Here is a 22,348-nt window from a genome sequence, read left to right on the forward strand (position 1 = left end):
CGCCAGTTCTTATGCCTATTCTCGAATCACCCTACGCCCGCCTCGACCTGGTCCGCCAGCCCGAACAGCCCAACGAACCCTTGCAGGCGTTCGATGCGGCTGACGAATACCTGTTGGCGCAGCTGCACGAGCAAGGCTTGGCCGCGACAACGCGGGTACTGATCCTCAACGACAGCTTCGGCGCCCTGGCCTGTGCGCTGGCACAGCATGTACAGGTCACCAGCAGCGGCGATTCGCACCTGGCACACCTGGCGCTGGAAAAGAACCTGCAGCGCAACGCGCTGGCCGACGACGCCGTGACGTTCGTTCCGGCCAGTGAAGTGGCGCAGGGCCCATTCGACCGCGTGTTGATTCGCGTGCCGAAGACCCTTGCCTTGCTGGAGGAACAGCTGATCCGCCTGCACGGCCAGCTGGCGCCGGGTGCTCAGGTGAACGCCGCCGCGATGATCAAGCATCTGCCACGCGCTGCCGGCGACCTGCTGGAGAAATACATCGGCCCGGTGCAGGCCTCGCTGGCGGTCAAGAAAGCGCGTCTGCTGACCGCAACGCCCGTAGACAAGCCCGTACCGCACTCGCCCTACCCGACCCGCTACCGCCTCGATCAGCCAGCCCTCGAGCTGCTCAACCACGCCAACCTGTTCTGCCGCGAAGACCTCGATATCGGCACTCGGGCTTTTCTTCCGCATCTGCCCAAGGCGCTCGGCAACCTGCGCGCCGCGGATCTGGGCTGTGGCAACGGTGTGCTCGGCATCGTTTACGCGCTGGGCAACCCGCAAGCACAGATGACGCTGGTGGACGAGAGCTACATGGCGGTGCAGTCGGCGAGTGAAAACTGGCTGGCCATCCACGGCGACCGCCCCGCCGACATCCGTGCCGGCGATGGGTTGGCCGAGCAGCCGATGGATTCGCTGGATCTGGTGCTGTGCAATCCCCCTTTCCATCAGCAGCAGGTCGTCGGCGACTTTCTCGCCTGGCGCATGTTCACCCAGGCCAAAACGGCACTGTGCAAAGGCGGCGAGCTATGGATCGTCGGCAACCGCCACCTCGGTTATCACCTCAAGCTCAAGCGGCTGTTTGGCAAGGTCGAGCAGGTCGCGGCGACGCCGAAATTCGTGATCCTGCGGGCGATCAAACCATGAGCGACACGCCGGTTCGGATGAGCGTGCAGCAGTTTGCCGCTCGAACCGGCCTGTCCGCCCACACCCTGCGCTACTACGAAAAGATCGGCCTGCTGCGGCAGGTTGCTCGGGATGCCAGCGGCTTTCGAGTGTACGGCCCGCGCGATCTGGAATGGGTCGGTTTCATCTTGCGTCTGAAAGAAACGAACATGGCGCTGGACGACATCATCCGCTACGCCGATCTGCGCGAGCTTGGCGATTCCACGCTTGAGGCGCGTCAGACACTGCTCGAAGCCCACGCCGCGAAGCTGCAGGAACGTCTCCAGCGCGACCGTGAGCACCTTGATGCGCTGCATAAAAAGATCGAGTTGTATCGCCAGCAAACGACCGCTTGACTTAGAGTCGACTCCAACCCGCAGGCTTTCCTCTCACCCAACCGAGAGGAATGATTCATGCCTGCATCGATCCGCTATACCGAAGGCCTGGCCAAACTCGAAGAAATCGACGGCGAAGCCGGCCGCAAGGTCATCGACAGCCTGCAAGCCATCGCTCCGGATCTGGCCCGTTACGTCATTGAATTCCCCTTCGGCGATATCTACCAACGCCCCGGCCTCGACCTGCCGCAGCGTGAGCTCGCCACGGTCGCAGCACTGACCGCGCTCGGCCATTGCCAACCACAGCTGGCCGTGCACATCCACGGCGCGCTGAACGTCGGCTGCACGCCGGAGCAGGTCGTTGAGGTGATCATCCAGATGGCGGTTTATGCCGGTTTCCCTGCCGCGCTTAATGGCATGAGTACGGCCAAGACGGTGTTTACCGAACGCGGGCTGTTACCTGAGGTGAAACCCGACGCCTGAATTGCATGCGCATTGGTGAACCCAGTCCGCCACGGACACCAAAACTCGTCTACGGTGGGCTAAAGCCCACCCTACGGCGGAAAGTCGACGCGTATTCTTCCAAGTAGGGTGGGCTTCAGCCCACCAGCGCAACCTGTCTCGACAGCTGGCGGGCCAAAGCAAAACCCCGTTCGTCCTCACTGCGCGGCTTTCAACAGGCAGATTCCCTCAAAGCGCCACCGCGACTGAATGCTAATCTGCGCCACTGCCCACCTTGCGCCTCGACCTGATGTCCATACACGCCAAACTCCTGCTGCGCCACCAACGCCCCTTCATCAAGTTCTGGTTTGCTCGCGTGTTCACCGCCAGCGGCTTCCAGATGCTGGCCGTGGCCATTGGCTGGCACATGTACGAGCTGACCGGGAGCGTGCTCGACCTCGGGCTGGTCGGGCTGGCTGAATTCTTTCCCCGCCTGCTGTTCATCCTCTGGACCGGACACGTCGCCGACCGCTTCGACCGCCGCCGTGTCGCGGCACTGTGTCAGGCCCTGCAGGGCCTGATTGCGTTGGCCTTGGTGCTCGGTGCCGGTGGGCTCGGAGTCACCCGCGAGATGATCTTCGTGCTGGCCTTTCTGCTGGGCAGCGCGCGCGCTTTTGAAGGACCCGCCACCCAGGCGCTGTTACCCAGCCTGGTGCCCGCTCAACTGTTTCCCGCTGCCGTGGCCGCCTCATCCTCGGCGATGCAAACGGCGACCATCGTCGCGCCGGCACTGGGCGGCCTGCTCTTCGCCATCGGTCCGCTGTGGGTCTATGGCCCGGTCGCGCTGCTGTTCGCCCTCGCCTGCAGCCTGATGCTGAGCCTGCCGAAACGCCCGGCCCCACCGAAGCAAACTGGCCCGGCGATGGACAATCTGCTCGCGGGGATGCGCTTCATCCGCAGCCGACCGGATATCTTCGGCGCCATCTCGCTGGACATGTTCGCTGTGCTGCTGGGTGGCGCCACTGCGCTGTTGCCGGTGTTCGCCAAGGACATCCTGCTCACCGGCCCCTGGGGACTCGGGCTGCTGCGCTCGGCACCCGCGGTAGGCGCGCTGTTGATGTCCTTATGGCTGGCGCGCTACCCGATCAACAAGCGCGTCGGCCGAGTCATGTTCGCCGCTGTCGGGGTGTTCGGCCTGGCCACCATCGCCTTCGGCCTGTCGACCTCGTTCTGGCTCTCGATGGGCGTGCTCGCCGTTCTCGGCGCGGCGGACATGATCAGCATGGTGATCCGCGGGGCGTTCGTGCAGCTGGAAACGCCGGACGCGATGCGCGGCCGGGTGAGTGCAGTCAATGGGCTATTCATTGGCGCGTCCAACCAGCTCGGTGAGTTCGAGTCCGGCCTGACGGCACACTGGTTCGGCACGGTGCCGGCAGTAGTGCTCGGTGGCGTCGGCACGCTGATTATCACCGGCACCTGGATGAAGCTGTTCCCGACGCTGGCCAACCGCGACCAGCTACATCGGGATCTGGATTAGCGGTTTCGGTGGAAGGCGCTTCGCGGTCTTCCACCCTACAGCCGTTGCCTGCCAACCGTAGGGTGGAAACGGCGCAGCCTTTTCCACGTGGCTGGCCGGTTACAACACCTTGTCCAAGGTAATCGGCAAGTCCCTCACCCGCTTGCCGGTGGCATGGTAGATGGCGTTGCCCACCGCCGCCGCCACGCCGACGATGCCGATTTCGCCGACGCCCTTGGAGCCCAGCGCATTGACGATGTCGTCTTTTTCTTCCACGAAGAACACGTCGATGTCATTGATATCGGCATTGATCGGGACGTGGTACTCGGACAGGTTGTGGTTCATGTAACGACCGAGGTTGTGGTCGATCATGGTTTCCTCATGAAGTGCCTGGCCGATGCCCCACACCACACCGCCGGCGATCTGGTTGCCCGCCGTCTTCGGATTGACCACGCGCCCGGCCGCTACTGCACTGACCACGCGACTCACCTTCACCGTGCCCAATGATTCATCCACGCGAACCTCAACGAAGATCGCCGAATGGGTGGAGATCGAGTATTCACTGCGTTTTTCGCCCGGCTTGGCGCTGACTTCCGCCTCGATCACGCCGTTGGCGGCGATAATCTCCGCCAACTCGACCCAATGTTCTGGCGAGGCCTTCAAGCGCATCTGACCGTCGACGAACTCGACATCCTCGAGCTTGGCCCCGGTAAAAGGCGATACCGGCGCCTGCTGCGCTGCGTCGAGCAATTTCGCCTGCAGCCCTTCACACGCCTGCTGTACGGCTGTGCCAACGGAAGACACCGTGAAGGAGCCACCCTCTAGCGGCGCCTGCGACAGGTTCGAATCACCCAGGCGAAACTCGACCTGCTCCATCGGCAGGCCCATGGCCGCGGCGGCAATCTGGGTCATGACGGTGTAGGTGCCGGTACCGATGTCGGAGGTGGCGCTGCTGACCACCAGCCGACCGTCGGGCTCCAGGCACGCCTTGGCGGCGGCCGGCATCTGCATCGCCTCCCAGACGCCGGTGGCCATGCCCCAGCCGATCAGCTGGTTGCCATCTCGCATGGAGCGCGGCGCCATGGAACGGCGTGACCAGCCGAAGCGCTCGGCGCCCTGCTCGTAGCACTGGCGCAGCTCCTTGCTGGAATAAGGCTTGTCTTCGTTGGCATTGCGCTCGGAGTAGTTGGTCAGGCGCAACTGCAGCGGGTCGATGCTCGCTGCGTAGGCCAGTTCATCCATGGCGCTTTCCAGGGCGTAGACGCCAATGGTCGCGCCCGGTGCTCGCATATCCAGCGGCGTGTAGACGTCCAGCGGCACCAGCTGGTAGTCGAGCCTTGCGTTCGGGCACTTGTAGAGCATCCCGGACCACTCGACCTCATGCTCGGTGAAATCCTCGAAGCTGGAGGTCTGACCGATCGCCTGATGGGTAATGGCCTGCAGTTCTCCGCTGGCGTTTGCGCCGATCGACAGCCGCTGTACGGTGCGCGGACGATAGCCAAAGGTGAACATCTGCTGGCGCTTGAGAGTGACGCGCACCGAGCGCTTGAGCTTGAGCGCCGCCATCACCGCCAGCGTCAGCTGGTACTGAGGACGCAAGCCGGAACCGAAGGCACCGCCAACAAACGGCGAGAGGATGCGGATCTTGCCCTCCATGTCGAACACGCCTTCCAGATAGCGCATGCAGTTCTGCACGCCCTGGGTCTTGTCGTAGATCTCCAGGTTGCCTTCGGGAAAGTAGTGAACGGTGGAGGCATGCGGCTCCATCGGATTGTGGTGCTCGACCGGCGTGGTGTACTGCACGTCCACCTTGAACTGCGCGCTGGCCAGGGCGCTGTCCACGTCACCGCGCGGCTCCGGCAGATCGGCCGGGGCCTTGTGCATGGTTTCCAGTTCGCTGAGCAGGTCGGTGCGGTGGGACTCGCGCTCGTACTCGACGCGCACCAGGCTGCCGGCGTAGCGGGCCAGCTCGAGATTTTCCGCCACGACCAGCGCGATCGGCTGGCCGCTGTAGAGAATACGGTCGTTGAACAGCGGTCGGAACGGCGAGCCGTCGGCGGCATCGTCGTCCTCGTAAGGATCGTCGTAGCTCGCAATGGGCGGACGGTTCTGGTGGGTCAAGACCAGCGCCACGCCCGGCACCGCTTCGGCCGCGCTGGCGTCGATGCTGACGATCCGACCACGCGCGATACTGCTGTTGACCACGCTGCCATAGAGCAGGCCGGGCACATCGAACTCACCGGCGTAATGCGCCTGGCCGGTGACTTTCAGCGGGCCATCGACGCGGTTGAGTGGCTGCCCGAACGGGGAATTGGCTGGTTTCATTGGGCGGCTCCTTTGGCTGCGTCGGTCAGGGCGCGGACGATGGCGCGGTGGCCCAGTTCGATCTTGAAGGCGTTGTGTTCGAAACCGCTGGCACCCTCGAGCAGGATGTCGGCAGCGGCGCTGAACGCGGCCTTGTCAGCCGTTTTGCCTACCAGCGCCGCCTCCGCTTCCTTCTTGCGCCAAGGCTTGTGCGCCACGCCGCCCATGGCGATGCGGGCACTGCGAATGCTGTCGCCGTCCATCTCCAGTGCAGCGGCGACCGAAACCAGGGCAAACGCATAGGAGGCACGATCACGCAACTTGAGGTAGCTGCTGTGCGCGGAGAAGTCCTGTGGCGGCAACTCGACCGCAGTGATCAGCTCGCCATCGACCAGGGTGTTGTCCTGCTCGGGCGCATGGCCCGGCAAGCGGTGAAAGTCGGCCATGGGAATGCGCCGCTCGCCGCGCTGCCCTTGCACATGCACCACCGCCTCCAGTGCCGCCATCGCCACGCACATGTCGGAAGGATGCACGGCGATGCAGGCGTCGCTGTGGCCGAGAATCGCGTGGATGCGATTGAGCCCATCGCGCGCCGAGCAGCCGGTCCCGGGCTCACGCTTGTTGCACGGTGTGGTGGCATCGTAAAAGTAGTAGCAACGGGTGCGCTGCAGCAGATTGCCGCCAGTGGTAGCCATGTTGCGCAGCTGCGGCGAGGCACCCGCCAGGATCGCCTGTGACAGCAGCGGATAGCGGGCTTCCACCAGCGGATGCCAGGCCAGATCCGCATTGCTGACCAGCGCACCGATGCGCAGGCCGCCCTCGGGCGTCTCTTCAATGTCGGCCAGTGGCAGCTGGGTGATGTCGATCAGCTGCGACGGACGGGTGACGTTTTCCTTCATCAGGTCGAGCAGGTTGGTGCCGCCGGCGATGTAACGGCTGTCCGGCCGGAACTGCCCGATGGCTTCTTCGACGCTGCTTGGGCGTGTGTAGCTGAAGGGATTCATGGCGTCACCTCCTTCGCACCGGCAAGCCGCTCGCGTGTCTCCTCGGTCGCATCCTCGATGGCCGCAACAATGTTCGGATAGGCGCCACAGCGGCAGACGTTGCCGCTCATCTGCTCACGCAGGTCATCGCGCGATTGCACCCGCCCTTCGGCCACCATGCCCACCGCCGAGCAGATCTGCCCGGGCGTGCAATAGCCGCACTGAAAGGCGTCGTGTTTGACGAAGGCGGCTTGCATCGGGTGCAGCTCCTCGCCCTCAGCCAGCCCTTCGATGGTGGTCAGCTGGGCGCCGTCATGCATCACGGCCAGGGTCAGGCAGCTGTTGATGCGCTTGCCGTTGAGCAGCACGGTACAGGCACCGCACTGGCCGTGGTCACAGCCCTTCTTCGTGCCGGTCAGGTGCAGTTGTTCGCGCAGCAGATCAAGCAGTGTGGTCCAGGGATAGACCTCGACTTCGCGGCGCTGGCCGTTCAGTTGGAGGGTAATGGAACAGGCGGAAATCCCACCTGCAGCGGTAGATGTTTCGCTCATGGCAGCCTCACAGTTTGGGAGTCTTCGGCTGCCTGTTCTATGCAGGATCGCCGAAAACTTCAGGCATTAGGTGCGCTGTCCGTGCGCTTAGGGGTACGACTGCCACGTCGGAAAAAACGTTCAGCTGATGGGCCGGAAGGAACCGGAAGGGGCCGACAGGTTTGTCTTGGGCCCTTCAACCACAGCCCGCGAGGTACCGACCACTGATCGGCACCGCGCCGGCCTCAGGCGTCTCGGCGATCCTCCGGTCGGTCGATGTCCTGCAGCACGCCCACATCATCAACCTCTATTTCGGTGACTGGGCCCGAAGCGAACAAGACCTGCGCACCGCGGTCGCCGTCGAGTGACATCACCTGCGAGCGGTAGCAACTGCCGATGCCTCGCGGATGACCAAGCTGCCCAACATGGCGCGGCACCACCAGCCGCTCCTGGCGGATTTCAGCGGCAATGCCACGGATGGTTTCGCGGCGGATATAAGGCATGTCGCCAAGCGCTACCAGCCAGCCCTGCTCGGCCGGATACTGCGCAATGGCCTGCGCCAGGCTGTGGCCCAGGCCGTTGCTGCGCACCGTAAAGACCTCGGCACCGAACGATCCGGCCCGCTGATCAAGCCACGCGCGCAGCGCAAGATTATCCTCGCGGGTGACTACCACCAGTCGCTCCGTGACCCCTGCCAGCGACTCGAGCGTCGAGGCCAGCACGCCGGGTGCAGCAGGCGTATCACGGCTGGGCGCGAGCAGCTTGTCTTGATCGACAAGCTCGCGGTAGCGGCTGCCCTGCCCGGCTGCCAACACCAGCGTGCACAGCCCCATGATTGGCTCAGGCATAGACAGGCTCCTTTGCAGAGGACCCGCCCCAGCCATGGCCTCGACTACCTGGCTGCCCGAACTCTTGGCTGCATCTTTTGAACATCTCACCCTCGAAAACCGCAGTGCAGACACAGGTGCGTGATGCACCCGATGGCTCTTTGGACAGGCGCCAGCCTCAGAGGTGGCAGAGCCCAACGAAGCAGAACTGACGGGTCACTCTAATCACATTCAACCGGCCGGAACGACGGTGTAAGATGCGCCGCTTTTGCGGGCATCGCCCGGATAAGCTTTGCTGTAACGAGCAAGTCGTCCAGAGAGACAACCCCAACGCATCATCGACCGGCAAGAAGAGGAATCAAAATGCTGGAGAAGCTGTTCCAACTCAAGGCGCACAACACCACGCTGCGCACCGAGATCCTCGCCGGTCTCACCACCTTCCTGACGATGGCTTACATCCTCTTCGTCAACCCGAGCATCCTCGCCGAAACCGGCATGGATCACGGCGCGGTATTCGTCGCCACCTGCCTGGCCGCGGCCATCGGCTCGGCGATCATGGGTTTGGTCGCCAACTACCCGATTGCGCTGGCGCCGGGCATGGGCCTGAACGCCTTCTTTACCTACACCGTGGTGTTGACCATGGGCTACACCTGGCAGACCGCGCTGGGTGCGGTGTTCCTGTCCGGTGCGATCTTCTTTCTGCTGTCGATCTTCAAGATCCGCGAGTGGATCATCCACAGCATTCCGCTGGCGCTGCGTTCGGGCATCGCGGCAGGTATCGGCCTGTTCCTTGCGATCATCGCGCTGAAGAACGCTGGCATCGTCGTCGACAATCCGGCCACGCTGGTCGGCCTGGGTGACCTGACTGCCGGCGGCCCGCTGCTGGCCTGCCTGGGCTTCTTCCTGATTGCCGCCCTGGCTTACCGCAAGGTCACCGGCGCGGTGATGATTGGCATCCTGGTGGTCACCGTGCTGTCGATCGTCCTCGGCCTCTCCGAGCTCAACGGCGTCGTGTCGATGCCGCCTTCGCTGGTGCCGACCTTCATGCAACTGGACATCATGGGCGCGCTGGACATCGGCCTGATCAGCGTGATCTTTGCCTTCCTGTTCGTCGACCTGTTCGACACCTCCGGCACCCTCATTGGCGTGGCGCAGAAGGCCAATCTGCTGGACAAGGACGGTCGCATGCCTCGCCTGGGCCGCGCGCTCTTGGCTGACAGCACCGCGACCATGGCCGGCGCAGCCCTGGGCACCTCGACCACCACCAGCTACATCGAATCCGCAGCTGGCATCAGCGCCGGTGGCCGCACCGGCCTGACCGCGTGCGTGGTCGCCCTGCTGTTCCTGCTCAGCCTGTTCTTCGCCCCGCTGGCCGGCGCCGTGCCGGCTTACGCCACAGCACCGGCCCTGTTGTTTGTTGCTGTGTTGATGATGAGCAGCCTGGTCAACATCGACTGGGAAGACCTCACCGTCGCCGCGCCGGTGGCCATCGCCGCCCTGGCCATGCCGCTGACCTTCTCCATCGCCAACGGCATCGCCTTCGGCTTTATCGCCTGGACCGCGATCAAACTGCTGGCCGGCCGCTGGCGCGACCTGAGCCCGGCGATGTGGATCCTGTCGATCCTGTTCGTGATCAAGCTGGGCTGGTTCGCCGGCTGACAGCCGCGTCCTGCCGTTGGAGCGGAACCCCGTCCGGCCGGTGCCTGCGTTCGGGACGACCTTAGGGTGGGCCGGACGGCTTTCCGCCTCAGCCCACCAAAGCCGCCCCGAGCAGGACCCGAGCGGTCCTGACAACCTGAGCTGACGACCGTACAATCCGCGCCCTCCGGTTGCGTAGGGTGGATGACGCTTTTTTCATCCACCTTTCATGCGGAGACGGTGGATGGATGAAGCGCCAGCTGCGCGCCCCGATCCACCCTACGATTCACCTACTATTCCAAGGGTCCCCATGAGCGCTCCGCAGTTCGATCCCGCCACTTACGACGCCCAACTCGCCGAGAAAGCCGCGCGGCTGGTAGAACTGCTGACGCCCTTCGACGCACCCGCGCCGGACGTGTTCGACTCACCGCGTGAACACTATCGCCTGCGCACCGAGTTCCGCCTGTGGCGCGAAGACGGCCAGCGCCACTACGCGATGTTCGAGCAGGGCGACAAGCACACGCCGATCCTGATCGACAGCTTCCCTATCGCCAGTCGCCGCATCAATGAGCTGATGCCGCAGCTCAAGGCCGCCTGGCAAGCCAGTGAAACGCTGAGCTTCAAGCTGTTCCAGGTCGAGTTTCTGACCACGCTGTCCGGCGATGCGCTGATCACTCTTGCCTATCACCGCCCGCTTAACGACGCATGGCAGACCGAAGCTGAACAGCTCGCTGAGAAGCTTGGCGTGAGTATCGTCGGTCGCTCCAAGGGCAAGCGCATCGTCATCGGCCGCGACTACGTCACCGAGCAACTGACCGTTGCGGGGCGGACCTTCAACTACCGCCAACCCGAAGGTGCCTTCACCCAGCCCAACGGCGACGTATGCCAGAAGATGCTGAACTGGGCTTACGACGTCCTCGGCGAGCGCAGCGACGACCTACTCGAACTCTATTGCGGAAACGGCAATTTCACCCTGCCGTTGGCAACCCGTGTGCCCAAGGTGCTGGCCACCGAGATCAGCAAATCCTCGGTCAATGCCGCGCTGGCCAACCTCGACGACAACGGCATCGACAATGTCAGCCTGGTACGCCTGTCCGCCGAAGAGCTGACCCAGGCACTGAACGAGGTGCGCCCGTTCCGCCGCCTGGCCGGGATCGACCTCAAGAGCTATAGCTTCGGCAGCGTTTTCGTCGATCCGCCCCGCGCCGGCATGGACCCGGACACCTGCGAGCTCACGCGCCGCTTCGAGCGCATCCTCTACATCTCCTGCAACCCCGAGACCCTCGCGGCGAACATCGCCCAGTTGCACGACACCCACCGCATCGAGCGCTGCGCCCTGTTCGACCAGTTCCCCTACACCCACCACATGGAATCGGGGGTGTTGTTGGTGCGTCGCTGATCGAAGCGACATAGCGGCCGGCTCAGAGCAAAATCGTCAGCCACACCAGCAGAATGAGCAGCAGCGCCAGCAGTTGCGCGGCGCTGCCCATGTCCTTGGCCTGTTTGGAAAGCGGGTGCAGTTCGAGGGAGATGCGATCGACCGTCGCCTCGATGGCCGAGTTGAGCAGTTCGACGATAAGGCCGAGAAATACAACGGCGATCAGCAGCGCACGTTCGACGCGGCTGACATCGAACAGAAACGCCAAGGGAATCAGCAGCAGATTCAGCAGCACCAGCTGGCGGAATGCCGCTTCGCCCATATAAGCGGCCTTGAGACCTGCCGCCGAATAGCCGGAGGCGTACCAGATCCGCGCCAGTCCGCTGCGCCCCTTCAGCGCCGCACCGTCGGCCGGCACGTCAACGCCGCTTATGGCATCGGTAACCACGCAAGTCGGCTCAGACATCGCAGTGCAACTCGCTGAAGGTGCGGTGGGCGGCCAGCAATCGTTGCCAGTCCAGTTCAGGCATGGCCTGGCGATGACGTCTGAGCTGGCGCAGGTCATGCCGTGCCGCGGCGCTAAGACGAAGCCGGCGACGGCTCTTTTCCAGGTCGAGCAGGGCAACCTCGACTCCGGCCGCGTCACCTTCGCCGTGCACCTTGAGGAAGATGTGCTTGGGATAGCAGCAACCATGCTGCCAATGCGCCTGATGGATGCACCCGAGGCTAATGCCGACCGCTGCCAGCATGCGTTCCTGTACCGCCGTACCGAAGCGTTCGCCCAGGCCCTGTTGATACCAGTCTTCCAGGCTGATGAAGCCTTCCAGTTCCGCCGTCACCAGCAGCGCCTGCCACTGGCCGGCCTGTTGCCGGGTGCCGCAGTAGACAACTTCGGGTACCCGCACGCCGAGTCGGCCGATGGCCTGTAGCGCCTGCAGTTCACGCAGCACCGTTGGCCTGCCGAACGGATGCAGCCACGAGCGATACAGATGGCCGATCTGGCGTTTGCAGTACAGCAGCGGCTGCTGCGGATCGCGCAGCCGTATCCGTTGCACACCGCTTTCGCCCGCGCGGCGCTGGTTGGGCTCCTCGACCCATTCGCCCTGGGTGTTCCACCAGCGTTGAAAGGTGCTGGTGCTCGCTTCACGAGCCGGCAATACGAGTGGTCGGCTCATGCTCACCCCCGCTTGCGCAGCACGTAGACCCGCCACATGGCGTAGCCCGGAAGGAAGTCACTGCGATCGAGGATATCGAAGCCGGCCTCGGCGAATTCCGCCTCGATCACTGAACGCTCGACAACGAAGCGGTTCTGGTTGTCCTTCGCCGGCCGGCGACGCTCCAGGCGCTTGCGCTTCCAGGCCTTGTAGTTGCCATCGACCCACAGCGAGACGATCAGCGTGTCGCGTGTGACGCGGTGGAATTCGCGCAGCATTGCCAGCCGGTGCGCCGGGTCGGCGATGTGGTGCAGCAGGCGCATGCAGAAGATGTTGTCTACCGCGTTGTCGCCCATGTCGATGGCGAAGGCAGAGGTCTGGAAGCTCTCGACCCGATAAAGGATTTCCCGCGACTGCGAGGCTTCGGCGATCGCCAGCATGTCGGCCGAGTTGTCGGCGGCAAAGATCATCCGGCTTGGATGCTCGGCCAGCAGCGGCCAGAAGCGCCCGGCGCCGCACGGCAGGTCCAGCACCAGATCAGGATCGCCGGCGATCTTCAGTGCGCGGCGCGCCATCTGCTCGTCACGCCAGTGCGACAGCCGCCGGGCCAGGCCATCCTGATGCTTGTGCAGGTATTCGTAGGCGTGCTGGCGATCGTACTTGCGCGAGAACTCCAGTTCGATAGGGCTCGATGTCGTCATGGCGGGCATTCCGGTTGGAAACGGAACGCCAAACTAACCAGGCAGACATCAAGGGCCCGTCAACGGGATGTGAAAAAAACGTCAAACAGCGTCGCCATGAAAGCGCACCTGAAAGCAGCTGCCCTGCGGTTGCCGCGGCACCACACCTACCTGCCAGCCCTGGTGCGCGCAGATCCGCTTGACCAGCGACAACCCCAGCCCCAGCCCTTCGCCGCGCCCCTCGGCACCCCGCACGAACGGCTGGAACATGCGCTCCTGCTCCGCCAGGGGAATGCCCACGCCGCTGTCCTCGACGCGAAAGCCACCGTCGTCGAGGACCAGCCGCACCGTGCCGCGGTCGGTGTAATGCAGTGCGTTGCGCAGCAGGTTGGACATCACCGTGCCGAGCAGGGTGTGGTTGTAGACGCCGCGGTCCTCGCCCTCCTCCAGCAGCTCGAAGGCCAGGCCCTTCTCCGCCAGCAACGGTGCCCAGCGCTCGCTCTGCTCGGTCGCCACGCTCCGCAAGCTGGCGTCGCCGGCCAAGGACGACTGTTGCGGACGCGCCCGCGCCAGCATCAGGAAGGTTTCCACCAGCTCGTGCATTTCCCGCGCGGCGCGCTGGATGCGCGCCAGCGGTCGCTGCGCGGCTGGCGACAGCTCGGCCTGCTGCTCGAGCAGCTCGCAGGCGCCGAGCACCACCATCAGCGGCGTGCGTAGTTCGTGACTGACATCGGCGGTGAACAACCGCTCGCGCTCCAGGGTCTGGCGCAGCTGGCCGAGGGTGCTGTCGAACGCCGCAGCCAGATGGCCGACCTCGTCATCGGGATACTGCAGGGCCAGCGGCGGCGCCAGCGGATGCAGCTGGTCGCGGTGGCGCACCTGGTTGGCCAGGCGGCTGACCGGTGCCAACACCCGGTTGGCCATCAGCCGCCCCAGCGCCCAGGCGCCGAGCACGCTGAGCAGAAAGCCGGCCAGCACGACGTTGAACAGCGCATCCTCACGAGCCTCGAACTCGTGCTGCTCCTGCACCAGCACGTAGCGGTCAGCGCCGACATTGCGCACATAGACGTAGTAGGCATCGTCACCGCGAACCAGCTCGGTGAACCCCTCGCCGAGCCCGGCAAACGCCTTTGGCATCGGGTGCTCGGGCAGATGCGAGGCGAAGAAGTGGGTGCTGGTATCCAGCTGCGGTGTCCGTCCCTTTGGCAGGTCCTCGTTGAGCACGATGTCCAGGTCGCGACTCAGCTCCTCGGTGACCAGCTGCTCTTCGATGAAGTGCACCACGCCGACGATGCCGAGGGCGAACGCACCGCTCACCACCAGCGTCATCAGCGTGAAGGCGATGACGATTCGCCGCGCCAGCGGCTGCTTAGCGAGCATCGCAGTCCTCCGCCAGGCGGAAGCCAAGGCCGTGCACGGTATGCAGCAACGGCTTGGCGAACGGCTTGTCGAGCACCTGGCGCAACTGGTGGATATGGCTGCGCAACGCATCGCTGTCCGGCACGTGATCACCCCAGACGGCATCTTCCAGCGCTTCGCGGCGCACCACCGCCGGGCTGCGCTGCATGAGGATCGCCAGCAGCTTGTGGCCGATAGGGTTGAGGCGAATCGGCTGGCCACCACGACTGGCTTCCAGGGTGTCCAGGTCGTAGCAGAGATCGGCCACCTGCAGCTGCCGGCGACGCGATCCCTGGCAGCGACGCAGGATCGCCTCGATACGGGCAACCAGCTCGGACAGCGCGAAGGGCTTGATCAGATAGTCGTCGGCACCAGCCTGCAGCCCCTTGATGCGGTCAGGCAGCGCATCGCGGGCGGTGAGCATGATGATCGGCGTATCGCGCCCGGCATCGTCGCGCAGGCGCTTGCACACCTGCAGCCCGTCGATGCCCGGCAGCATCAGGTCCAGCACGATCAGGTCGTAGTCCTGGGTGGCGGCCAGGTGCAGACCGCTGAGGCCATCCTGCGCGCAGTCGACCACGTAGCCCTTGAGCTCGAGGTAGTCTAGCACGTTGGCGAGAATGTCACGGTTGTCTTCGATGACCAGGATGCGCATCGCTGGGGTACTCGCTAGAAGTTTCGGAACGGCAGACGCTGCTTATTACGCCTGCGCGCGGCGCAGAACATAGCCGAGACGATGTGAAAAAAACGTCGCCTCGCCAGCCGCGCATTTAGCCCTGCGCGGCTTAAGACTGCCTTAAGTTTGCGCCCCAACAATCCGGCCCAGGCTTCTAACCGAGGTTCCCCGATGGAACTGCCCTGGGTTGATCAAACTGACGTACTGGCGCGTATCGGCCGTGATCCATCACTGACGCTGCAACTGGCGCAGGCCGATGCGGGCGAGCGTCGCACAGCGTTGGAAGACTTCATCCGCCAGCGTTTCGCCGAGCACTATCAGGCGCGGGTGCGTCATTTCATGCCCTGCCTGCTCGGCCTGCATGGCGACAATGGCGAGGTGCAGGGCGCGGTTGGCCTGCGCAGCGCCCGGCGCCGGCCGCTGTTTCTCGAACGCTATCTGGACGAGCCCATCGAGCAGGCCGTGAGCCAGCGCCATGGGCGTACGGTGCCGCGCGAGGAGATTGTCGAGGTCGGCAACCTCGCCGCCTTCGGCAATGCCTCGGCGCGCCTGCTGATCGTCGCGCTGACTGATCTGCTGGTCGCTCAGGGCTTTCGCTGGGTGGTGTTCACCGGCACGCCGGCACTGCTTAACAGCTTCCAGCGCCTGGCGCTCGATCCGCTGCCGCTGGGTCTGGCCGATCCGGCGCGCATGGGCGAGGAGCTGGCCGATTGGGGCAGCTACTACGCCTGCCGGCCGCAGCTGATGGCCGGCGAGATCCTGCCCGGCCACCAGCGCCTGCTGCAGCTGGGGCTCTATGCGCGACTTGGCTATCAGCCTCTGTTCGATGCCACGGAGGTGCCCCATGCAGCCTGCAGCTGAACGCTTCTGGACGGTACTCGATCGGCATGCCGGCATCGCGCTGAGCGAAGGGCCGCGCCAACTGAGCTACGCCGAAATGCGCCATGAAGTGGCCGCGCGCGCCAGCCATCTGCAAAGGCTCGGCGTGCAGCGCGTCGCCCTGGCGCTGGATAACGGTCTGGAATGGGCATTGTGGGATCTGGCCCTGCTGCGCGCCGGGCTGGTCTGCGTGCCGCTGCCGGGATTCTTTTCCCCGGCGCAGCAGGAGCATGTACTGAACCACGCCGGCATCGACTGCCTGATCGGCGCCGTCAGCCCTTTCAGCGAGCGCTGCGGCTTTCGTCAGAGCGTCGGCGGACTGCTACTGCGCCAGCCGGATGCCGTCACGCCGGTGCCCGACGGCACCCTGAAGATCACCTATACCTCCGGCACTACTGGCCAGCCCAAGGGCGTCTGTCTGGATGCCGAAGCGCAGCTGGCGGTGGCAGAGAGCCTGCGGCAGGCCAGCCTGCCGTGCGACGTGCGACAGCACCTGTGCGTGCTGCCGCTGGCGACGCTGCTGGAGAACATCGCCGGGCTCTATGCGCCGCTGCTGGCGGGCGCGCGGGTCGAACTGCGGCCGCTGGCGGAGATCGGTTTCAGCGGCGCGGCGGGCTTCGAGCTGCCGCGTTTGCTGGCCACGCTGCAGACCAGCCAGCCGCACAGCCTGATCCTGTTGCCTCAGCTGCTGCTGGCGCTGGTCAGCGCCGCTGAGCAAGGCGTGCCATTACCCGCATCGCTGCGCTTTATCGCGGTGGGTGGCGGTCGCGTCGCGCCGCAACTGCTGGAGCGCGCCGAACGCCTCGGGCTGCCGGTGTTCGAGGGCTACGGCTTGTCCGAATGCACCTCGGTGGTCTGCCTGAACACACCCGAGGCGCGCCGCATCGGCACGGTCGGCCGGCCGCTGCCACACGTCGAGCTGCGCTTGGGCGACGATGGCGAGGTACTGGTGCGCGGCCCGCACATGCTCGGCTATCTCGGCGAACCGCCGCTGACCGGCGAGTGGTTGGCGACTGGCGATCTCGGCCATTTCGAGGGCAGTTTCCTAGTCCTGCATGGACGCAAGAAGCATCAGTTCGTCACCGCCTACGGGCGCAACGTGAACCCGGAATGGGTCGAGGCCGAGCTAGTGCAGCAGGCGCCGATTGCCCAGGCCTGGCTGCATGGCGAGGCGCTGGCGCAGAACGTCGCGGTGCTGGTGCCGCGCCGCGCCGAACTCGGCGATGCCGAACTGCAGGCGGCGGTCGAGCGGGTCAACGCCGGCCTACCGGATTACGCCCGCGTGCACCACTGGCTGCGCGCCGCTGAGCCCTTCAACGCCGGCAACGGCCTGGCCACCGCCAACGGCCGGCTGCGCCGCGACGCCCTCTTCAACCATTACCAATCGGCGTTCAACGCCTTTTCGTCCTGACTTTCGAGGTTCACCATGGATTTCTTCGACCAGTTGCAACACCAGACCAATACCGAACGCGAATACCTGCTTGGCGCACCGATCATCCACGCCGCGCTCGCCGGCACCGCGACACGCGAGCAGTACATCGTTTTCCTGACTCAGGCCTACCACCACGTCAAGCACACCGTGCCGCTGTTGATGGCCTGCGGCGCACGCCTGCCGGAGCGCCTGGAGTGGCTGCGCGAGGCGATCGCCGAATACATCGAGGAAGAGATTGGCCATCAGGAATGGATCCTCAACGACATCCGCGCCTGTGGCGGCGATGCCGAGGCGGTGCGCCACGGCCAGCCGGCACTGCCCACCGAACTGATGGTCGCCTACGTCTACGACCGCATCGCGCGACACAACCCGGCGAGCTTCTTCGGCATGGTCAACGTCCTCGAAGGCACCAGCATCGCCCTAGCGACCCAGGCCGCCGGCGTGCTACAGGACAAGCTCGACCTGCCGGCCAAGGCGTTCAGCTACCTGACCTCCCACGGCAGCCTGGACCTGGAGCACATCGAGTTCTTCAAGAAGCTGATGAACCGCCTCGACGACGAGGACGACAAGGCCGCGGTGGTGCACACCGCCCGCGTGGTCTATCGCCTCTACGGCGATATCTTCCGCAGCCTGACAGCACAGGAGCACGATCATGCAACTGCGTGACGCGCGCATCCTGCTCACTGGCGCCAGTGGTGGAATCGGCCAGGTGCTGGTGGAGCAGCTTTGCGCGGGCGGCGCCCGGCTGCTGCTGGTCGGTCGCGACAGCCTCGCCCTGGAAGCGCTGACACGCCGCTATCCGGCGCAGGTCAGCGTGGTCTGTGCCGACCTCGCCCTGCGCAGCGGCCGGCATACCGTGCTCGATGCCGCGCGGCGTTTCGGCGGCCTCAACGGCGTGATCAATGCCGCCGGGATCAACCAGTTCAGCCTTCTCGAACAGCAGGATGAGGACGCCATCGCCCGGCTGATCGGCGTCAACGTCACCGCCACGCTGCAGCTGACCCATCTGCTGCTGCCGCTGCTGCGCCAGCAACCGCAGGCGCTGCTGGTCAACCTTGGCTCGACCTTCGGCTCCATCGGCTACCCGGGCTTTGCCGCTTATTGCGCCAGCAAGTTCGCCCTGCGCGGCTTCTCCGAGGCGCTGCGCCGCGAGCTGGCCGACAGTCACGTCAAGGTGCTCTACATCGCGCCACGCGCCACCCGCACGGCGATGAACAGTGCCGACGTGGTGGCGATGAACGACGCGCTGAAGGTGGAGATGGACGATCCGCAAGAAGTCGCTCGACAAATCGTCCATGCCATCGCCACCGAGCGCAAAGAGCTTTACCTCGGCTGGCCGGAAAAACTCTTCGTGCGCCTCAACGGCCTGTTGCCACGGCTGGTCGACCAGGCTCTGCGCAAGCAGTTGCCGGTGATCAAGCGCTTCGCCCGTGCCGACCAGTCGCGGCCGCCCTCGTCCCAACCCACCTCTACCGGAGAACACCCATGAAGCGTCTGCTCGGCCTCTGCGCCCTGATACTGGCCCTGGCCAGCCAACCCTCCTTCGCGCTCAGCCCGGCCGGCGAGTCATCGCTGCGCCAGATCCAGACACGCTGGGCGGAGATCAACTACCAGCTACCCGCGACACAGCGCCAGGCGGCCTTCGCCAGGCTCGCCTCGGAGGCCGAAAGCGCGGTGGCCGGCGAACCCCAGGCTGCCGAGTTGCACATCTGGCACGGCATCGTGCTCAGCACCTGGGCCGGCGCCAAGGGCGGGCTCGGCGCACTGGGGCTGGTCAAACAGGCCAAGGCCGAACTGGAAACAGCCATCGAACTTGAGCCACTGGCGCTGGATGGCTCTGCCTACACCAGCCTCGCCAGCCTCTACTACCAGGTGCCCGGCTGGCCAATCGGCTTCGGTGACAAGAACAAGGCCGAAGCGCTGTTCAAGCAGGCGCTGGCGCTGAACCCGAACGGCATCGACCCGAATTACTTCCACGGTGATTTCCTCTTGCGCCAGAAACGCTATGACGAAGCGCGCACCGCACTGGAGAAGGCCCTTGCCGCCCCTGCCCGCCCTGGTCGCGAAACTGCCGATGCTGGCCGTCGCGACGAAGCCCAGGCCCTGCTGGCGAAGGTCAAGGAAAAGCTGGAATAACCGCGCTCGGCAGCGTTGAATGCAGAGCAACCCAGGACGACAGGAACGACATGCGCATTCTGCTGGTGGAAGATGATCGTGCCCTCGGTGAGGGCATCCGCACCGCGCTCAAACCCGAGGGCTACACGGTGGACTGGCTGCAGGACGGCGCCAGCGCGCTGCACGCCTTGAGCCACGAGAGCTTCGAGCTGGCCATCCTCGACCTTGGCCTGCCGCGGATGGACGGGCTGGAAGTGCTCAAGCGTCTGCGCGCCAGCGCTAACCCCGTCCCGGTGCTGGTGCTCACCGCGCGCGATGCTACCAGTGACCGCATTGCCGGGCTCGACGCCGGCGCCGACGATTATCTGGTCAAGCCCTTCGATGTCGCCGAGCTCAAGGCGCGCCTGCGCGCCCTGCTCCGGCGCAGCTTCAATCGCCCGGAACCGGTGCTGGAGTACCGCGGCATCCTGCTCGACCCGGTCAATCAGCAGGTCAGCTACCAGGGCACCCCAATCAACCTGCCGCGCAAGGAGTTCGTCCTGCTGCATGAGCTGATCGCCCAGCCCGGTCGCGTGCTGACCCGTGATCGGCTGCAGCAGGTGCTCTACGGCTGGGACGAGGAAGTCGAGAGCAACGCGCTGGAGGTGCACATCCACCACCTGCGCAAGAAGTTCTTTCCCGAGCTGATCCGCACCGTGCGCGGGGTCGGCTATCTGGTGGACAAATGCTGAGGCGTTCCATCCGCAACCGCACTCTGGTGCTGGTACTTGGCATCCTGCTGCTGTCGCTGAGCCTGATTTCCTGGCGCAGTTATCGCGATGCCCGCCACGAAATCGAAGAGCTGTTCGACGCCCAGCTGGCGCAGAGTGCGCGGCTGGTGCAGGGGCTGGTGATGCATGAGATGGAGCCGTCAGCGCGCCAGGCACTGCAGACTGCCTTGGACGCAGCGGTGAACGCGCGGCGTGACCAGGGGGTGCCCGGCCACGATTACGAAACCAAACTCGGCTTTCAGGTCTATGCCGCAGACGGCAGCAGCGTGCTGCAATCCGCCGGTGCGCCGAACGGCGCCTTGCAGGAGCTGGCCAAGACGGATTCGGCGCCGCCCTTCAGCGGCCTGAGTGGCGGTTATCACGACGTGCAGCTCGATGGGCATGCCTGGCGCCTGTTCCTGCTGCAAGACCGTGAAGACGATCTGTGGATTCTGGTCAGTGAGCGCGACGACGTGCGCGGCGAGCTGGTCGGCAAGATCGCCGGGCGCAGCCTGCTGCCCGACCTGATCGGCCTGCCGTTGCTGGCGCTGCTGATCTGGCTGGCGGTGGGCTGGGGCTTGCGCCCGCTGGCACATATGGCGCAACTGCTGAAGAGTCGCGATCCGGACAACCTCGCGCCACTGCTGCTGGCACCGCTGCCGCAGGAACTGGAGCCGGTGGCCGCCTCGCTCAACCGCCTGCTGCAGCAGGTCAATCAACTGGTCGAGCGAGAAAAACGCTTCATCGCTGACGCGGCACACGAGCTGCGCACGCCGCTGGCAGTACTTCGGGTTCATGCTCAGAACGCGCTGCAGGCCGGCAGCGACGCCGAGCGTGACGAGGCGATCCGGCAGCTGCTTGCCGGGGTTGACCGTACAACACGTGTAGTCACGCAATTGCTGACCCTCGCCCGGCTTGAGCCCAGCGCTCAGCAGCTGCGCCTGGCGCCGCTGGACCTGTGCCGGCTGACACGCGACACCCTCGCCGAGTTGACGCCATTGGCGATCGCCCGCGAACAGGAGCTCGCGCTGGAAGTTGATGAGCACGCCGACTGCACGCTGACCGGCGATGCCGCGAGCCTGGCGACGCTGTTGCAGAATCTGGTCGGCAACGCGCTGACCTACACGCCCGCAGGCGGGCGGGTCGAGGTACAGCTGCGTAGCACCGCCGAGCACTTGATCCTCGAGGTCGCGGACAGCGGGCCCGGCATTGCGCCCGAGCTGCGCGCGCAACTGTTCGAGCGCTTCGTTCGCCTCGGCGATGGCCAGGGTGCGGGGCTCGGCTTGTCGATTGTCGCGCGCATCGCCGAGCTGCACGGCGCGACTGTCGAACTGCTCGATTCGGCATTGGGCGGACTGCGCGTGGTTGTACGTATCCCCCGAACCTGAGCCTGTTCCCGATCCAAAACCAGGCCCTTCGCGCAGCGCCGACCTTCCATCGACGCGAGCCATATCAGCCGCCGCTACCATGCCTTGAAGCAGGCTAGGCAGCGGCACCGCGTCGAATCGTCGCGACGCTTGCCCGGATAAGCTTCGCTTAAGTTTCGAGGCCTAGACTCGCGGCAAGTATCCACACGCGGAGTAGGTGAAATGAACGAGAAACTGATGCCAAGACGCTACGGACGGCTGTCCATTGGCCTGCACTGGCTGATGGTGCTGCTGATTGCAGCGGTCTACGCAACGATTGAACTGAAGGGTAATTTCGCCAAGGGCAGCGAGCCGCGCGAGTTGCTTAAGCAGTGGCACTTCATGCTCGGCTTGTCGGTGTTCATGCTGGTCTGGCTGCGTTTGCTGGCCAGATGGCTGCGCCCGGCGCCGCTCGCCATTGCCAGCGCAGCCTGGGAGCAACGGCTGGCCAAGCTGGCGCACCTGGCGTTGTATGGCCTGATGATCGGCCTGCCGCTGCTGGGCTGGCTGACACTGAGTGCTGCGGGCAAGCCGACTCCCTTCTTTGGCCTGGAGCTGCCGGCCCTGCTCTCACCGGACAAGAACCTGGCCGGCGATATCAAGGAAATTCACGAAACCGTGGCCGAGCTCGGTTACTGGCTGATCGGTCTGCATGCCGCAGCCGCGCTGTTTCACCATTACGTTCGCCGCGACGACGTTCTGCGACGGATGCTGCCGCAGCGACAAAGCTGACCCAGGCACGAAGACGCC

Annotated in this window: 23 protein-coding genes; 14 read left to right on the forward strand and 9 right to left on the reverse strand. The window is 64.9% G+C overall.

Annotated features, from left to right (window positions below):
* The first annotated feature begins 11 nt into the window (after window positions 1-11).
* The 4 genes from ALTERO38_RS16550 (at window position 12) to ALTERO38_RS16565 (ending at window position 3,470) form a co-directional block, all read left to right on the forward strand.
* Window positions 12-1,139, forward strand: coding sequence for a class I SAM-dependent methyltransferase (locus ALTERO38_RS16550; RefSeq protein WP_148926916.1), 1,128 nt, complete (start codon window positions 12-14; stop codon window positions 1,137-1,139).
* The gene (locus ALTERO38_RS16555) at window positions 1,136-1,513 is read left to right on the forward strand and encodes a MerR family transcriptional regulator (RefSeq protein WP_159969042.1); all 378 of its coding nucleotides are present in this window, start codon (window positions 1,136-1,138) and stop codon (window positions 1,511-1,513) included. The genes ALTERO38_RS16550 and ALTERO38_RS16555 overlap by 4 nt, the downstream gene beginning before the upstream one ends.
* Window positions 1,514-1,570: 57 nt before the next feature.
* Complete coding sequence (locus ALTERO38_RS16560) at window positions 1,571-1,975, forward strand: carboxymuconolactone decarboxylase family protein (RefSeq protein ID WP_159969043.1); 405 nt, start codon at window positions 1,571-1,573, stop codon at window positions 1,973-1,975.
* 268 nt (window positions 1,976-2,243) lie between these two features.
* A complete protein-coding gene (locus ALTERO38_RS16565; protein WP_159969044.1) occupies window positions 2,244-3,470 on the forward strand; it encodes an MFS transporter in 1,227 nt (408 codons plus the stop codon).
* 99 nt (window positions 3,471-3,569) lie between these two features.
* On the opposite strand, the gene ALTERO38_RS16570 is transcribed toward ALTERO38_RS16565, so the two are convergent.
* The 4 genes from ALTERO38_RS16570 to ALTERO38_RS16585 form a co-directional block, all read right to left on the reverse strand.
* Entirely contained in the window at window positions 3,570-5,774 is a 2,205-nt protein-coding gene (locus ALTERO38_RS16570) for a xanthine dehydrogenase family protein molybdopterin-binding subunit (protein WP_148926920.1), read from the reverse strand.
* Window positions 5,771-6,757 (reverse strand): xanthine dehydrogenase family protein subunit M, encoded by a 987-nt coding sequence (locus ALTERO38_RS16575; RefSeq protein WP_159969045.1) that lies wholly within the window; start codon window positions 6,755-6,757, stop codon window positions 5,771-5,773. Before ALTERO38_RS16575 ends, ALTERO38_RS16570 begins: the two co-directional genes overlap by 4 nt.
* The gene (locus tag ALTERO38_RS16580; protein WP_148926922.1) at window positions 6,754-7,287 is read right to left on the reverse strand and encodes a (2Fe-2S)-binding protein; all 534 of its coding nucleotides are present in this window, start codon (window positions 7,285-7,287) and stop codon (window positions 6,754-6,756) included. The genes ALTERO38_RS16575 and ALTERO38_RS16580 overlap by 4 nt, the downstream gene beginning before the upstream one ends.
* Window positions 7,288-7,511: 224 nt before the next feature.
* Window positions 7,512-8,114 (reverse strand): NTP transferase domain-containing protein, encoded by a 603-nt coding sequence (locus ALTERO38_RS16585; protein WP_159969046.1) that lies wholly within the window; start codon window positions 8,112-8,114, stop codon window positions 7,512-7,514.
* A gap of 342 nt (window positions 8,115-8,456) precedes the next feature.
* Between ALTERO38_RS16585 and ALTERO38_RS16590 the strand changes: the two genes are divergently transcribed.
* Both ALTERO38_RS16590 and trmA read left to right on the forward strand, forming a co-directional pair.
* Window positions 8,457-9,752 carry an NCS2 family permease gene (locus ALTERO38_RS16590; RefSeq protein ID WP_045430412.1) on the forward strand — a complete coding sequence of 432 codons (1,296 nt, stop codon included), beginning with the start codon at window positions 8,457-8,459 and terminating at the stop codon, window positions 9,750-9,752.
* Window positions 9,753-10,041: 289 nt separating this feature from the next.
* Entirely contained in the window at window positions 10,042-11,130 is a 1,089-nt protein-coding gene (gene trmA / locus ALTERO38_RS16595; protein WP_159969047.1) for a tRNA (uridine(54)-C5)-methyltransferase TrmA, read from the forward strand.
* A 22-nt stretch (window positions 11,131-11,152) separates the two neighbouring features.
* On the opposite strand, the gene ALTERO38_RS16600 is transcribed toward trmA, so the two are convergent.
* The 5 genes from ALTERO38_RS16600 to ALTERO38_RS16620 all read right to left on the reverse strand — a co-directional run bounded on the left by ALTERO38_RS16600 (window position 11,153) and on the right by ALTERO38_RS16620 (window position 14,996).
* Window positions 11,153-11,575, reverse strand: a complete 423-nt coding sequence (locus ALTERO38_RS16600; protein WP_159969048.1) for a diacylglycerol kinase — start codon at window positions 11,573-11,575, stop codon at window positions 11,153-11,155.
* Window positions 11,568-12,284, reverse strand: a complete 717-nt coding sequence (locus ALTERO38_RS16605; protein ID WP_159969049.1) for a lipopolysaccharide kinase InaA family protein — start codon at window positions 12,282-12,284, stop codon at window positions 11,568-11,570. Before ALTERO38_RS16605 ends, ALTERO38_RS16600 begins: the two co-directional genes overlap by 8 nt.
* A gap of 2 nt (window positions 12,285-12,286) precedes the next feature.
* Window positions 12,287-12,964, reverse strand: coding sequence for a class I SAM-dependent methyltransferase (locus tag ALTERO38_RS16610; RefSeq protein WP_159969050.1), 678 nt, complete (start codon window positions 12,962-12,964; stop codon window positions 12,287-12,289).
* Between the two features lie 81 nt (window positions 12,965-13,045).
* On the reverse strand, window positions 13,046-14,323 hold the full coding sequence (locus ALTERO38_RS16615) for a HAMP domain-containing sensor histidine kinase (RefSeq protein WP_159969051.1): 1,278 nt from the start codon (window positions 14,321-14,323) through the stop codon (window positions 13,046-13,048).
* Entirely contained in the window at window positions 14,313-14,996 is a 684-nt protein-coding gene (locus ALTERO38_RS16620) for a response regulator transcription factor (RefSeq protein WP_003302056.1), read from the reverse strand. Before ALTERO38_RS16620 ends, ALTERO38_RS16615 begins: the two co-directional genes overlap by 11 nt.
* A gap of 192 nt (window positions 14,997-15,188) precedes the next feature.
* Here ALTERO38_RS16620 and ALTERO38_RS16625 point away from each other — a divergent pair, with 192 nt between their 5' ends.
* The 8 genes from ALTERO38_RS16625 to ALTERO38_RS16660 all read left to right on the forward strand — a co-directional run bounded on the left by ALTERO38_RS16625 (window position 15,189) and on the right by ALTERO38_RS16660 (window position 22,330).
* Window positions 15,189-15,878, forward strand: a complete 690-nt coding sequence (locus tag ALTERO38_RS16625; protein WP_159969052.1) for a thermostable hemolysin — start codon at window positions 15,189-15,191, stop codon at window positions 15,876-15,878.
* The gene (locus ALTERO38_RS16630; RefSeq protein ID WP_159969053.1) at window positions 15,862-17,307 is read left to right on the forward strand and encodes an AMP-binding protein; all 1,446 of its coding nucleotides are present in this window, start codon (window positions 15,862-15,864) and stop codon (window positions 17,305-17,307) included. The genes ALTERO38_RS16625 and ALTERO38_RS16630 overlap by 17 nt, the downstream gene beginning before the upstream one ends.
* Before the next feature lie 15 nt (window positions 17,308-17,322).
* On the forward strand, window positions 17,323-17,994 hold the full coding sequence (locus tag ALTERO38_RS16635) for a TenA family transcriptional regulator (RefSeq protein WP_159969054.1): 672 nt from the start codon (window positions 17,323-17,325) through the stop codon (window positions 17,992-17,994).
* Window positions 17,981-18,817, forward strand: coding sequence for an SDR family oxidoreductase (locus ALTERO38_RS16640; protein WP_159969055.1), 837 nt, complete (start codon window positions 17,981-17,983; stop codon window positions 18,815-18,817). The genes ALTERO38_RS16635 and ALTERO38_RS16640 overlap by 14 nt, the downstream gene beginning before the upstream one ends.
* A complete protein-coding gene (locus ALTERO38_RS16645; RefSeq protein ID WP_159969056.1) occupies window positions 18,814-19,464 on the forward strand; it encodes a tetratricopeptide repeat protein in 651 nt (216 codons plus the stop codon). The genes ALTERO38_RS16640 and ALTERO38_RS16645 overlap by 4 nt, the downstream gene beginning before the upstream one ends.
* Before the next feature lie 50 nt (window positions 19,465-19,514).
* Entirely contained in the window at window positions 19,515-20,174 is a 660-nt protein-coding gene (locus ALTERO38_RS16650; RefSeq protein ID WP_159969057.1) for a response regulator transcription factor, read from the forward strand.
* Window positions 20,168-21,580, forward strand: coding sequence for an ATP-binding protein (locus tag ALTERO38_RS16655; RefSeq protein WP_159969058.1), 1,413 nt, complete (start codon window positions 20,168-20,170; stop codon window positions 21,578-21,580). Before ALTERO38_RS16650 ends, ALTERO38_RS16655 begins: the two co-directional genes overlap by 7 nt.
* A gap of 201 nt (window positions 21,581-21,781) precedes the next feature.
* Entirely contained in the window at window positions 21,782-22,330 is a 549-nt protein-coding gene (locus tag ALTERO38_RS16660) for a cytochrome b (protein WP_159969059.1), read from the forward strand.
* Window positions 22,331-22,348: the final 18 nt, after the last annotated feature.

This window comes from Pseudomonas sp. 9Ag (assembly GCF_902506445.1).
GTDB classification, from domain to species: domain Bacteria; phylum Pseudomonadota; class Gammaproteobacteria; order Pseudomonadales; family Pseudomonadaceae; genus Stutzerimonas; species Stutzerimonas stutzeri_AB.